Source organism: Ideonella azotifigens (assembly GCF_021043325.1).
In the GTDB taxonomy this organism is placed as follows: domain Bacteria; phylum Pseudomonadota; class Gammaproteobacteria; order Burkholderiales; family Burkholderiaceae_C; genus Ideonella; species Ideonella azotifigens.
Genome location: NZ_JAJNKD010000006.1, coordinates 308,239 through 321,465 on the forward strand (window position 1 = coordinate 308,239; position 13,227 = coordinate 321,465).

The window sequence follows — 13,227 nt, forward strand, 5'->3', positions numbered from 1 at the left end:
GGTTTTCAGAATCGGACAGCGCCGCAGGCGGAGCCATGTCCGCGCGGCAGACGGCCGGCTGCCTCGCGCTTTCTTCAACCCCTCAACCGGAGGGCCCCGCATCGATGCACTGACGCCTCTTCAACCCGGCATCCGGTGAATGGATGCGCGCTTCCTTCCCTCTCTTCGTTTCTTTCCTGTTCCTCTTTTCGAAAGTCATTCGCATGTCTCTCTCTTTCTGGAAAAAGGCCGCGCTGGCGGCTGCCATGGGCTTCTGGGCCGCTGGCTCGGCCCTGGCGGCCGACACCGTGGAAGTCTTCTATCACCCGTATGTGGACAAGGCCCTGGACTACGGCCAGATGGGCTACACCAACAAGAAGGGCAAGTTCATCCCGCTGACCGGCCAGCAGATCCTCGGCACGCGGGTGGAAATCACCTTCAAGCCCGAGGCCCAGCACGACCTGAAGGTCTTCCATGTGGACATGGTGGTCCCGGTGTCCGGCTCGGTGAGCCAGTACATCTCGGTCGAAGGTTCGCAGCTGACCAAGATCGGCTCGCACAAGTACCAGTTCGAGCTGCCGTCCTCGACCGACTACAACGGCGAAATCGTCGCCGGCCGCTTCTCGGTCGACTGCTATGGGCTGAACGAAAACGGCGAAGTCGTGCCGATGGCCGGCACGCTGTCGGCCAAGTCCGGCTTCTACTTCACCGTGACCAAGCCTTGAGCATCTGGGAATGAGTGGCCAGGTTCGGCGGAGCCAGGGCCACTCTCCCTTTTTGTCACCGACCCAGGCGGGCCTGGTGACGCGCAATCTGCGCCAGCGCCTGCACCGGCGCGGTGCCGCCCAGCACATTGCGGGCATTCAGCGAGCCGCGCAGCGTCAGCACCGAGAACACATCGTCGGTGATGCGGGCATCAAAGCCCTGCAGCGTGGCCAGTGGCAACTCGGCCAGGTCCACACCCTGCTTCAGGCCTTCCTTCACGGCATGCGCCACGACCTCGTGTGCGTCGCGGAACGGCAAGCCCTTCTTGACCAGGTAGTCGGCCAGGTCGGTCGCCGTGGCATAGCCGCGCAGCGCGGCGCGCTCCATCGCATCGGCCTTGACCTTCAGGCCGCCACTGCGTGAACCGTCGGCCGCCACTTCGCCGCCCACCATCTCGGCCATGATGCGCAGCGTGTCCTTGACCGTGTCCACGGTGTCGAACAGCGGCTCCTTGTCTTCCTGGTTGTCCTTGTTGTAGGTCAGCGGCTGGCCCTTCATCAAGGTGATCAGGCCCATCAGGTGGCCGACCACGCGGCCGCTCTTGCCACGCGCCAGCTCGGCCACGTCCGGGTTGCGCTTCTGCGGCATGATGGACGAGCCGGTGCAATACCGGTCCGACAGGTCGATGAAGCCGAAGTTCTGGCTCATCCACAGCACGATCTCCTCGGCCATGCGCGAGACGTGGATCATCACCAGCGCGGCAAAGCCGCTGAACTCGATCGCGAAGTCACGGTCGCTCACGGCGTCCAGGCTGTTCTGGCAGACACCGTCAAAGCCCAACGACTTCGCCACTGCCTCACGGTCCAGCGGGTAGCTGGTGCCCGCCAGCGCGGCGGCGCCCAGCGGCAGGCGGTTCACGCGCTTGCGCAAGTCCGTCAGGCGTTCGGCATCGCGGGCGAACATTTCCACATAGGCCAGCAGGTGGTGCGCAAAGCTCACCGGCTGCGCCACCTGCATGTGCGTGAAGCCTGGCATCACGGTTTCGGTGTGGTCGGCCGCCACGCTGACCAGCGCGCGCTGCATGTCGGCCAGCAGCTCGCCAATCTGGTCGATCTCGCTGCGCAGCCAGAGGCGCACGTCAGTGGCGACCTGATCGTTGCGCGAGCGGCCGGTGTGCAGGCGCTTGCCGGCGTCGCCCACCAACTGGGTCAGGCGGGCCTCGATGTTGAGGTGCACGTCTTCCAGCTCCAGCTTCCACTCGAACTGGCCGGCCTCGATCTCGCCTTTGATCTGCGCCATGCCGCGCTGGATGTCGGCCAGGTCCTGCGCGCCTATGATGCCTTGCGCGGCCAGCATGCCGGCATGGGCCAGGCTGCCTTCGATGTCGGCCGCCCACAGGCGCTTGTCGAAGAAGACGCTGGAGGTGTAGCGCTTCACCAGCTCGCTCATCGGCTCTGAGAAGAGCGCGGACCAGGCCTGGGATTTCTTGTCGAGTTGGTTGGAGCTCATCGGGCAGCAGGCCGCCGCGGCCGAGAGGGCGCCGCTGCGGCAGAGTGGGGAGGGAAGCCGAGCATTTTAGGCGGTGCCCTGGCGCGGACGAGCGGGCATGGCCCCGGGGGCGACTTGGCCGAGAATGACCGCCGTGGCAAAACGCTCTGAAACCGGCACCAGCACGCTGTTCGACGACCTGCGCGAGGTCGTCACCGCACCCGACGCGGTGCGCGCCGCTGCCTTGCCCGGCTGCGGCAGCGGCATGCTGCTGCGCGCGCTGGTGGGCGTGCACGGCGTGCTGGGCGTGGGCTTGCTGTTCGCGGCGCGCAACCTGGTCAACTGGCTGGCGATGATGAGCGAAGCCGCCACCGTCGCGGTGCCCGCAACGTTGGCCTGGCTGCTGCTGGTCTGCCTGGGGCGGCCGCTGCTGGTGAAGCTGGCGCCCGCGCTGCAGACGGGCGCCGTGGCGCTGGTGGGCGCGCTGACCACGTTGGCCGCCTGGGTGCCGTTCAGCCGCATTGGCCTGATGAGCAACCCCGGCGCGAATGACGACTGGCCCTGGCTGGCCCCGGCGCTGGCCGGCGCGCTGCTGGCGGCGCTGCTGCAGCAGTCCGAACGCTGGCGCCAGCGCGCGCGGCTGCCGGCCGCCGCGGCGGCCCGGCTGGCCGACCTGCAGACCCGCATCCGCCCGCACTTCCTGTTCAACACGCTGAACACCGCGATCGCGCTGGTCCAGGTCGACCCGAAGCGTGCCGAAGAAGTGCTGGAAGACCTGGCCGAGCTGTTCCGCGCGGCGCTGGGCGGGCTGGACGAGGCGACCACGCTGGCGGCCGAGGTCGAGCTGAGCCGGCGCTACCTGGACATTGAGCAGCTGCGCTTTGGCGCCCGGCTGCGCGTGGACTGGCGGCTGGACCCGGCCGCGGACGACACCCGGCTGCCACCGCTGCTGCTGCAGCCGCTGATCGAAAATGCGGTGCGCCACGGCGTGGAGCCCAGCGACCGCGGCGGCCGCATCGAGATCGTCACCCGCCGCCGGCGCGACCGGGTGCTGATCTCGGTCACCAACTCGGTGCCGCTGGGGCCTTCGAAGCGTGGCCATGGCATCGGCCTGGCCAGCGTGCGCGAGCGGCTGCGGCTGATGCACGACCTGGACGCCGACTTTCGCAGCGGCATCATCGAAGATGGCCGCTGGCGCGTCAGCGTCGGCGTGCCGGTTTAGGGACCTGGACCATGGACACCGACAACGAACGCCTGCGCCTGCTGATCGTCGACGACGAGCCACTGGCGCGCATGCGGCTGCGCAGCCTGCTGGCCGATTGCGCAGCGCCTTCGGTCGAGGTCGTCGGCGAAGCCGGCAGTGCCTCCGAGGCGCTGCACCTGCTGGCCCGCCAGCCGGCCGACGCGGTGCTGCTGGACATCCACATGCCTGGCATTGATGGGCTGGAACTGGCGCGGCGGCTGCGCTCGTCGGCGCCAGGCCAGTCGCTGCAGGCTTCGCCGGTGGTGGTGTTTGTCACCGCCCATGCCGAGCATGCGCTGCAGGCCTTCGAGATCGAGGCGGTGGACTACCTGACCAAGCCGGTGCGCCGCGCGCGCCTGCAGGAGGCCCTGGGCCGCATTGCGCAACGGCTGGGCCGCGCGCGCGTGGGCTTGGCGGCGGTGAGCAAGCCGGCGGTGGACGAGCCGGTGCTGGTCGTCAGCGACCGTGGGCGGGTGCTGCGCATCCCGGTGGGGGACGTGGTCTACCTGCGGGCCGAGATGAAGTACGTGACGCTGCGCACCCGCGAGCATCAGTATGTGCTGGACGATGCGCTGGCCGACCTGGAGCAGCGCCTGGGCGCGCGGGTGGTGCGCATCCACCGCAATGCCGTGGTCGCCAAGGCGGCGGTGCGGGCGCTGGAGCGCCGCGTGCTGCATGGCGACGAACAGGAAGAAGGCGGCGGCGAGGCCTGGGCGGTGCGGCTGGCGCCGCACGACGAATGGCTGGCGGTCTCGCGCCGGCAGTTGGCCGGCGTGCGCGAAGCGCTGGTCGGCGAAGGGCTGTGAGCGCGTGAGTTCGACCCGGGTCTCACGGCCACTGGCCATTTCGGTCATCGGCGTGGCGCTGGCTGCGCTGGTGCTGCTGGCCTGGCGCGCCTGGGCGCCGGCCGCGCCGCAGGTGCAGGTCGCGGGCCACGCCGCATCGGCCAGCGAGTCTTCTGCTGCAGCGCCCCAGGCTTTGTCGGCCTCGGCCGAGGCGGCGCCCGCTTCCCAGCCGGCCAGCGAGGCCGAGGCCGGCAATGCGATGGCGGCCAATTGCGGCATCGGCCCGCTGCCGGATGTCAACGGCCGCCGCCCGTCGAACGCCCGTTTGCAGCAGGCCGCGCAGGACGCGGCGCTGCTGGCCCAGCGCGAGCTGGTGAACAGGCTGCGCAACTCGCCCGACGAGGTGGCGCGCGCGGTCGGCCTGATGCTGGCGGCCAGCGACTTCACGCTGCCGCCGCCCGACCTGGACGCCTGCCTGTCCGGCAGCCCGGCCAATCGCAACAGCGCACCCGACCCGGCGGCAGAGGCTGCCTGCATGGCCGAAGGCGAAAAGCGCCAGCGCGAGGTGGACCAGCAGCGGCGCACCGCAGCGGTGGACCTGGAAGCGCTGATCGACCAGGCGCAGATGACACAGTCGCCGGCCGTCTATGCGCTGGCGCTGCAGGCCTGCAGCGGTGGCAAGGCCGCCACCGGCCGCTGCGCCGGGCTCAGCAATGCCCACTGGGCCGAGCTGGACCCCGACAACGCCGCGCCTTGGCTGGCGCTGGCACAGGACCTGGCCAACGACCCTGCCGCGCAGGACCAGGCGATGCTGCGCGCAGCCCAGGCCAGCCGGCACGACGGCGACCTGAGCTGGGTCTCGCAGCAGGTGATGCAGGCCTTGCCGCCGACGGTGCAGGGCCAGGTGCGGTTGCAGGTTGAAGTGGCGGCGATGGGGGTGAGCACCACGCATGTCTACGGTGGCTACCAGGCGCTGGGCCGCTGGTGCTCGGCCGAGGTCATGGCCGACCCTGCGCGGCGCGACACCTGCGGCCACTTCGGCGAACTGCTGTCCCAGCATGGCCGCTCGATGCTGGACCTGGGCATGGGCATGCGCCTGGGCGAACGGACAGGGCAGTCGCCCGAGCGGCTGCAGGCGCTGGCCGCGCGCCGCCAGACCTACACCGATGCGCTCTCGCGCATCGCCACCCAGGAGTGGCCCACGGTTTCTGGACAGAACACCGCCTCGCAGGACCGCCAATGCGCCGCTGCGCTGCGCATGAGCGCCTACCTCAGCGAGGTCGCGCGAGACGGCGAACTGGCCACGATCTCGCGTTTCCTGAAGCAGGAAGCGCGCAGGTAGATTCGCCGCTGTCCGAGAGATTGAGGTTTCCCAATCGTTGGCGCTGTGGACCGTTCGGGCTGAGCCTGTCGAAGCCAGCGCGTCACGGCGACGCGGGCACTTCGACAGGCTCAGTGCGAACGGATCAAGATCAACCCGTGTTTCGGAGGCCTGCTGCAACCCCGTTGATCGAGATGTGGATGCCGCGCTGCAGCCGCTCGTTGGCCGGATCGCCTTCGCGGCGCTTGCGGTAGCGGCGCATCAGTTCCACCTGCAAATGGTTCAGCGGGTCCAGGTAGGGGAAGCGGTGTTCGATCGAGCGGGCCAGGCTGGGGTTGGACTGCAGCGGCTGCCCGTCACCGGTGATGGTGGCCAGCGCTTGGCAGGTCAGGTCCCACTCGGCGCGGATGGCCGCGAAGATGCGCTTGCCCAGCCGCTTGTCTTCGACCAGCTCGACATAGCGCGAGGCAATGCGCAGGTCGCTCTTGGCCAGCACCATGTCCAGGTTGGACAGCAGCGTGCGGAAGAACGGCCACTGGCGGTGCATGCGCTGCAGCAGCTCCAGCCGCGCGGCCCGCTGCTTCTTGTCTTCGCCCAGGAACTGCTCGACAGCCGAGCCGAAGCCGCACCAGCCCGGCAGCGCCACGCGGCACTGGCCCCAGGAGAAGCCCCAGGGAATGGCGCGCAGGTCCTCGATGGCGCGGGATGCCTTGCGCGAGGCCGGGCGCGAGCCGATGTTCAGCTCGGCGATCTCGCGGATGGGCGTGGCGGAGAAGAAGTAGTCGGTGAAGCCTGGTGTCTCGTAGACCAGCGCGCGATAGGCCGCCATGCTGCCCTGGCTGAGCTGCTCGGCGGCCTCCAGGAAGGCCTTGGGGGCGGCCTTGGTCGGGTGCAGCAGCGTGGCTTCCAGTGTCGCGGCGACCAGGGTTTCCAGGTTGCGCCGGCCGATCTCGGGGTTGGCGTACTTGGAGTTGATGACCTCGCCCTGCTCGGTCAGGCGGATCTGCCCGCCCACGGTGCCGGGCGGCTGGGCCAGGATGGCCTGGTAGCTCGGGCCACCGCCCCGGCCGACCGTGCCGCCGCGCCCATGGAACAACCGCAGCTGGATGCCGTGCTCGGCCTCCAAGGGGGCGAACATCTCGACCAGCGCAATCTCGGCGCGGTAAAGCTCCCAGTTGCTGGTGAAGAAGCCGCCGTCCTTGTTGCTGTCCGAATAGCCCAGCATCACATCCTGTTCGCCACCGCCCCTGGCGACCAGCGCGGCAATGCCGGGCAACGCGTAGAACTGCTGCATGATGGTGCCGGCATTGCGCAGGTCGCCAATCGTCTCGAACAGCGGCGAGACGATCAGGTCGGCATGCGCCTCTTCGCTGAGCAGGCCGCGCATCAGCCCGCATTCCTTCTGCAGCAGCAGCACTTCCAGCAGGTCGGACACGTCCTCGGTGTGCGAGATGATGTAGTGGCGGATGGCCAGCTTGCCGTAGCGGCGCCGGCCTTCGACCGCGGCCTCGAAGATGGCCAGCTCGCGCTGCGCCCATTCGCTGTAGTCCACGCCGCGCACGCGCAGGCTGCGGGCTTCGTTCAGCAGGCGCAGCAGCAACTCGCGGCGGGCGGTTTCGTCGAGCGCGCTGTAGTCGGGTTCGATGCGCGCCACGCGCAGCAGCTCGCCAATCACCGCTTCGTGCTGGTCCGAGCTCTGGCGCAGGTCCACGGTGGCCAGGTGGAAACCGAAGACCTGCACCGCGCGCATCAGCGGCGCCAGGCGCGGGCCGATCAGCGCACCGGCGTGATGGGAGCGCAGCGAGCGCTCGATCACCCGCAGGTCGGCCAGGAAGTCTTCCGGCGCGCGGTACGGGTCCTGCGGTGCCACGGCATGGCGCAGCGCCTCGGTGCCGGTCAGCTCGTGCAGCGTGGCGGCCAGCCGGGCGTAGATGCCGGTCAGCGCGCGGCGGTAGGGCTCGTCCTCGCGGTGCGGGCTCTTGTCGGGCGAGCTGTCGGCCAGCGCGATCATCTCGGCCGAGACCGGCGCCAGCATCTGCGAGATCGACAGCTCGGCGCCCAGCGTGTGCACTTCGGTCAGGTAGTGGCGCAGCGCGGTTTCGGACTGGCGCGAGAGCGCCAGGCGCAGCGTCTCGGCGCTGACGTTCGGGTTGCCATCGCGGTCGCCGCCAATCCAGTTGCCCATGCGGAAGAAGGGCGCCACTTCATGGCCGGGCAGCGCTTCCTCGACCTCGGCATACATGCGCGGGATCTGGCGCAGGAAGGTGGCGTGGTAGTACGACAGCGCGTTCTCGATCTCGTCGGCCACCGTCAGCTTGGCGTAGCGCAGCATGCGCGTCTGCCAGAGCTGGGTCACGCGGGCCGTCAGCAGTGCTTCGTTGATCCGGCGCTCGCTGTCGGTGCGCAGTTCGTCGCGCTGGCTGATCAGCTCGGCAATGGCGCGCTCGGCGTCCAGGATGCTCTTGCGCTGCACTTCGGTCGGGTGGGCCGTCAGCACAGGTGAGATGTAGGCCTTGGCCAGCGTGCCGGCAATGTCGGCGGCGCGGTGGTCGGCACGGGCGAGCTTCTCGAAGCAGTGGGCCAGCGAGCCTTCCTGGTGGGTGCCTGCCGCCTCGTGGTACATGCGCCGGCGCACGTGGTGGCGGTCCTCGGCAATGTTGGCCAGGTGCGAGAAGTAGCTGAAGGCGCGGATCACGCTGACCGTCTGGTCGGCCGACAGGTTCTTCAACAGCCGGTCCAGCACGCGCCCGGCGCTGGCGTCCTTCTTGATCCGGTAGGCCACCGAGAGCTGGCGCACCCGTTCGATCAGGTCGAAGGCCGGCCGGCCTTCCTGCTCGCGGATCACATCCCCCAGGATTCGGCCAAGTAACCGAATATCCTCCACCAAAGGCTTGTTCTTCTCGGTGGCATCACTGGAAGATGGCTTCGCCACCTTGGAAGATGCGGCGCGCGGCGGGCGCACGATGGGGGTCTTGGCGGGGGCGGCAGCACGCGGCATCGAAAGTCTCCGGATGGTGTAACCGAATTACCAATTCGCAATCCTATCAGTTGCCCGTGGCGGCGCGATAATTTCGGCATGAATCACACGCCTGCCTCGCCCACCTTTCCGCCGGTGTCGGCACCGATCCCTTCGCCGGTGGTCATCGCCACCCGCGAAAGCCGGCTGGCGATGTGGCAGGCCGAGCATGTGCGGGATCGCCTGGCCACCGAGCTGGGTCTGCCGGCCAGCCTGCTGGGCATGACCACGCGCGGCGACCAGATCCTGGACCGCAGCCTGTCCAAGGTTGGCGGCAAGGGCTTGTTCGTCAAGGAACTGGAGCTGGCCATGGCACGCGGCGAGGCGCACCTGGCGGTGCATTCGCTGAAGGACCTGCCGATGGAGCTGCCCGAGGGCTTTGTGCTGGCGGCCGTGCTGGCGCGCGAGGATCCGCGTGATGCCTTCGTGTCGAATCACTTTGCCGACCTGCAGGCCTTGCCGCAGGGGGCTTGTGTCGGCACCTCCAGCCTGCGCCGCGTGGTGCAACTGCTGGCCTTGCGGCCGGACCTGCGCATCGAACCGCTGCGCGGCAACCTGGACACCCGGCTGCGCAAGCTGGATGACGGCGGCTACGACGCCATCGTGCTGGCTGCAGCCGGCCTGAAACGCCTGGGCCTGGGCGAGCGCATCCGCTCGTTCTTCAGCGTCGAGCAAATGATTCCCTGTGCCGGCCAGGGCGCGCTGGGCCTGGAACTGCGCGAGAGTGCGGACGCGCTGGTCGGCGCCGTGGCGCAGCTGGGCCACGGGCCGACCTGGCTGGCGGCGCATGCCGAGCGGGCCGTGTCGCGTGCACTCGGCGGCAGCTGCAGCGTGCCGCTGGCCGCGCATGCAGTGGTCAGCGCCGGGCGGCTGGCGATGAGTGTGGCGCTGGGCCATGCAGTCGACCCGCTGCAGCCGCTGCTGAAGGCGGCGGTGGATGGCGCGGTGCCCGACGTGGCCGCAGCCGAAGCGTTGGGGCAGCAGGCGGCGCAGCTGCTGCGCGACGCGGGGGGCGAGGCCTACCTGGCGATGCCGGCGTGAGCCCGACGCGACCTGCCGTTTGCCGGGTGCTGGTCACCCGTCCCGAGCCACAGGCCTCGGAATGGGTGGCGCGGCTGCGCAGCCATCAGGTCGAGGCCGAAGCCTTGCCCTTGATGGGCATTGCCGGCGCGCCAGCGCCAGCGCGGGTGCGTGAGGTGTTTGCCGGCTTGTCTGCGGGCGCCTTGCTGATGTTTGTCAGCCCCAACGCAGCGCTGCAGTTTTTCGCCTGCCTGCCGCCCGGTGCGAGCTGGCCGGCTGGCGTGCAGGCCGCGGCCACCGGGCCCGGCACGGTGGCCGCGCTGTGCGCAGCCGGCGTGCCGGTGGACTGCATCACCGCGCCGGACGAGTCCGCGGCGCAGTTCGATTCCGAAGCGCTGTGGGAACAGCTCCGCGCGCAGGACTGGCAGGGCCGGCCGGTCTGGGTCGTGCGCGGCGATGGCGGGCGCGACTGGTTCGCCACCACGCTGGCGCAGGCTGGCGCCGTGGTGGACTTCGTGCAGTCCTATGCCAGGCTGGTGCCCGACTGGAACCCGGCCCAGCTGGCGATTGCGCATCGGGCGCTGGCCGAGCCGGCGCAGGCGCGCTGGCTGCTCAGCAGCTCCGAGGGCATCGAGCATCTGTCTCGCCTGTTGCCGCAGGCGGATTGGGCCAAGGCCATCGCCCTGGCCTCGCATCCCCGCATCGAGGCGCGGGCGCGGGCGCTGGGCTTTGGCACGGTGTTGCCGGTGCGGCCGGGCTGGCGGGCGGTGGTCGAGCAGGTGCTGGCCTGAGCGGCGTGGTCCCTTCAGTCATGGGATGCCGCGGGGCTTTCCACGGTGTTGGCTGTGGCGCCGCTGCGTCGCCGGCTCAGGGCACGCAGGGTGCGTCTATACAATGATCTTCACATGGTGAACATGCCTGACACCCCCCCTTCCGAGGCGTCCGACGCGGCCAGCGTCGTGTTGCCGGCGCTTTCGCCTGCAGCGGGACCCGTGCCCCTGGCCCGCACGCCCGGCTGGTTGCCGTGGCTGGTGCTGATCCTTGGTGGCACCGCCGCTGTTGGCCTGGGCTTGGCCTGGAACACCCAGCAACGCCTGAAGGCGCTGGAGCCCGAACTGGTCAAGCGCCAGCAGGCCAGCCAGGAGCAGGTGACCGAGGCCAGGCTGCTGTCCAAGCAGGCGCATGACACGGCGGTGGAAACCGCCAGCAAGCTCTCGCTGCTGGAGGCGCGCGTGGCCGAGTCCGCGCTGCAGCGCAGCCAGGTCGAGGAGCTGATTTCTTCGCTGTCGCGCTCGCGCGACGAAAGCGTGGTCGCCGACGTGGAAGCCGCGCTGCGCGTGGCCCAGCAGCAGGCCGCCATCACCGGCAGCGCCGAGCCGCTGGTCGCCGTGCTGAAGCAGGCTGACGAGCGGCTGGCGCGCTACAACCAGCCGCGGCTGGAGCGGGTGCGGCGCGCAGTCGCGCGCGACCTGGACCGGGTGCGCTCGGTGGCGCTGGTCGACCTGCCTTCGCTGTCGATCCGCCTGGACGAAGCGGTGCGCCTGGTCGACGAGCTGCCGCTGCTGTCAACCCCGGAACGCCGCTCGGCGACTCGCTCGGTCGCGCCCGCTGCGGGCGCTTCGGCCGTCGCCGCCGGATCGGCGCCGGCGTCCGCCAGCGCCACTGGCTTCACGCTGCCCTGGGGCAACGCGCCATGGTGGCAGGCCTGGACCCGCGTCGGTGGAGACATCTGGGGCGAGGTGCGCGGACTGGTGCGGGTCACGCAGATCAAGCAGCCCGAGGCAATGCTGATCGCACCCGAGCAGGCTTTTTTCCTGCGCGAGAACCTGAAGCTGCGGCTGCTGAATGCGCGGCTGGCACTGCTGTCGCGCCAGTTCGACCAGGCGCAGACCGACCTGAACCAGGCCCAGCAGTCGCTGGACCGCTATTTCGACAGCAGCTCGCGCCGTGTGAATTCTGCGCAGGAACTGGTGCGCCAGGTGGCCAGCCAGAGCCATCAGGTCGTGCTGCCGCGGCCTGACGACACGCTGGCCGCACTTGCAGCCGCGGCCGCGGGCCGCTGAGCGCCGAACGGAAACGGAAGCTGCATGCGTTCGGTGATCTGGCTGGTGTTGTTGTTTGTCGCGGCGGTGGTCGCAGCGGCAGCGTTGGGGCGCAATGACGCGCTGGTCTCGCTGTTCTACGGTGAGTGGCGGCTGGACATGTCGCTCAACCTGTTCCTGCTGGGCATGGCGGCGACGGTGTTCGTGCTGTTCGGCAGCCTGCAGGCGATCCAGTCGCTGCTCAGCCTGCCTTTGCGGGCTCGCGAATGGCGCGCACTGAAGCGCGAACGGGCCGCGCAGGCGGCGCTGCGCGAGGCTCAGGCCGAGCTGTTTGCCGCACGCTACGCCCGCGCCCACCGTGCGGCCCAGCGCGCGCTGGACCTGCAGGTCGACGTGCCTTCGCTGAAGGACGACCGCGAGTTCACCATCCTGGCGCACCTGTTGGCCGCCACCGGGCAGCACCATCTGCAGGACAAGAAGGGCCGCGACGACCGTGTGACCGCCGCGCAGGCCCGTGCCAGTTCGGGCAGCGCATCCGAAGGCATCCTGCTGCTGGCGGCCGAATGGGCGCTGGACGATCGCGACGCTGGCCGCGGCATGGCCTTGCTCGGTGAGCTGCCACCTGGCGTGGCGCGCCGCACCCAGGCCTTGCGCCTGAAGCTGCAGGCTGCGCGCCAGCGCCGCAAGCCGCTGGAGGCGCTGCAGACCGCGCGCCTGCTGGCCAAACACCAGGGCTTCTCGTCGGTCGCCGCCCAGTCGCTGCTGCGCTCTTTGGCTTTCGAGGCGCTGGACCAGGCCTTCGACGAGGGTCAGCTGAAGCGCGTCTGGCAGGGCCTGGACGACGCCGACCGGCGCGACGCCTGGGTGGTCGCCCGCGCCGCGCAGCGCGCCGCGAAGCTCGGCCACCTGACCTTGGCCCAGTCCTGGCTGATGCCGGCCTGGGAGCAGGCGCACAAGCTGGACGTCGAAGCCCGCGAACAACTGGCGCTGGCCCTGGTGTTCTGCGCCGACGGCCTGGGCAGCCAGTGGTTGCCGACGGTGGAAGCCGTGCTGGCCCAGCATGGTCGCGAGCCAGCCGTGGTGGCCGCAGCCGGCATGGCCTTTGCGCAACGCCAGCTGTGGGGCAAGGCGCGCCGGCTGCTGGAACAGACCGCCAGCGCCGAAAGCCTCAGCACGCCGGTGCGCCGGCTGGGCCTGCGCACGCTGGCCCGCATCGCGCGCCAGGAAGGTGACGAACTGGTCGCCAGCAACTGCGACCAGCGCGCCGCGGCACTGGATTGATGACCGGATATGTCATAATTCACCGAACTATCAGCGGCTGTAGCTCAGTTGGATAGAGTACTTGGCTACGAACCAAGGGGTCGTGGGTTCGAATCCTGCCAGCCGCACCAAAGTCGACGAGGGTCAGTGGGTTAGCGCCTGCTGACCCTTTAGTCTTTCTGGACTGCTAGCAGGTTGCTGAAATACCGCGTACCGGCACTCGCCCCGACCCTGTTGCTGACCGAATTTTGGTGATCCAGGTCACCGATTCGGTCCGATGAACTGTTTCCGGCTCGATTCGGGTCCTTTTCGGGCTCATTTGCGTCTCTTTTCCACTCATCCGGCTACCTGCAGACGGACGTGTCCCA

The 13,227-nt window shown here is 69.4% G+C and carries 10 protein-coding genes and 1 tRNA gene; 9 read left to right on the plus strand and 2 right to left on the minus strand.

Going from position 1 to position 13,227, the window contains the following annotated elements; translation table 11 throughout:
* Positions 1-203: 203 nt before the first annotated feature.
* The gene (locus tag LRH25_RS15760; protein WP_141290853.1) at positions 204-704 is read left to right on the plus strand and encodes a hypothetical protein; all 501 of its coding nucleotides are present in this window, start codon (positions 204-206) and stop codon (positions 702-704) included.
* 55 nt (positions 705-759) lie between these two features.
* Here LRH25_RS15760 and argH read toward each other — a convergent pair whose 3' ends face one another.
* The gene (argH, locus tag LRH25_RS15765; RefSeq protein ID WP_141290855.1) at positions 760-2,193 is read right to left on the minus strand and encodes an argininosuccinate lyase; all 1,434 of its coding nucleotides are present in this window, start codon (positions 2,191-2,193) and stop codon (positions 760-762) included.
* A 124-nt stretch (positions 2,194-2,317) separates the two neighbouring features.
* Between argH and LRH25_RS33110 the strand changes: the two genes are divergently transcribed.
* The 3 genes from LRH25_RS33110 to LRH25_RS15780 are packed head-to-tail and all read left to right on the plus strand — an operon-like array spanning position 2,318 to position 5,542.
* Positions 2,318-3,394: a sensor histidine kinase gene (locus LRH25_RS33110; RefSeq protein WP_375142175.1), complete on the plus strand. Its 1,077-nt coding sequence runs from the start codon at positions 2,318-2,320 to the stop codon at positions 3,392-3,394.
* Between the two features lie 11 nt (positions 3,395-3,405).
* A complete protein-coding gene (locus LRH25_RS15775) occupies positions 3,406-4,221 on the plus strand; it encodes a LytR/AlgR family response regulator transcription factor (RefSeq protein WP_231011570.1) in 816 nt (271 codons plus the stop codon).
* Positions 4,222-4,225: 4 nt separating this feature from the next.
* On the plus strand, positions 4,226-5,542 hold the full coding sequence (locus LRH25_RS15780) for a hypothetical protein (RefSeq protein ID WP_231011572.1): 1,317 nt from the start codon (positions 4,226-4,228) through the stop codon (positions 5,540-5,542).
* A gap of 130 nt (positions 5,543-5,672) precedes the next feature.
* On the opposite strand, the gene ppc is transcribed toward LRH25_RS15780, so the two are convergent.
* Positions 5,673-8,519, minus strand: coding sequence for a phosphoenolpyruvate carboxylase (gene ppc / locus LRH25_RS15785; RefSeq protein ID WP_141289929.1), 2,847 nt, complete (start codon positions 8,517-8,519; stop codon positions 5,673-5,675).
* Positions 8,520-8,597: 78 nt separating this feature from the next.
* Between ppc and hemC the strand changes: the two genes are divergently transcribed.
* The 5 genes from hemC (at position 8,598) to LRH25_RS15815 (ending at position 12,990) form a co-directional block, all read left to right on the plus strand.
* Positions 8,598-9,578 (plus strand): hydroxymethylbilane synthase, encoded by a 981-nt coding sequence (hemC, locus tag LRH25_RS15790; RefSeq protein ID WP_231011576.1) that lies wholly within the window; start codon positions 8,598-8,600, stop codon positions 9,576-9,578.
* Between the two features lie 26 nt (positions 9,579-9,604).
* Positions 9,605-10,348 (plus strand): uroporphyrinogen-III synthase, encoded by a 744-nt coding sequence (locus LRH25_RS15795; RefSeq protein WP_310742428.1) that lies wholly within the window; start codon positions 9,605-9,607, stop codon positions 10,346-10,348.
* Between the two features lie 123 nt (positions 10,349-10,471).
* The gene (locus tag LRH25_RS15805) at positions 10,472-11,620 is read left to right on the plus strand and encodes a uroporphyrinogen-III C-methyltransferase (protein WP_231011578.1); all 1,149 of its coding nucleotides are present in this window, start codon (positions 10,472-10,474) and stop codon (positions 11,618-11,620) included.
* 24 nt (positions 11,621-11,644) lie between these two features.
* A complete protein-coding gene (locus LRH25_RS15810) occupies positions 11,645-12,880 on the plus strand; it encodes a heme biosynthesis HemY N-terminal domain-containing protein (RefSeq protein ID WP_231011580.1) in 1,236 nt (411 codons plus the stop codon).
* Between the two features lie 33 nt (positions 12,881-12,913).
* Positions 12,914-12,990, plus strand: a tRNA-Arg gene (locus tag LRH25_RS15815).
* Positions 12,991-13,227: the final 237 nt, after the last annotated feature.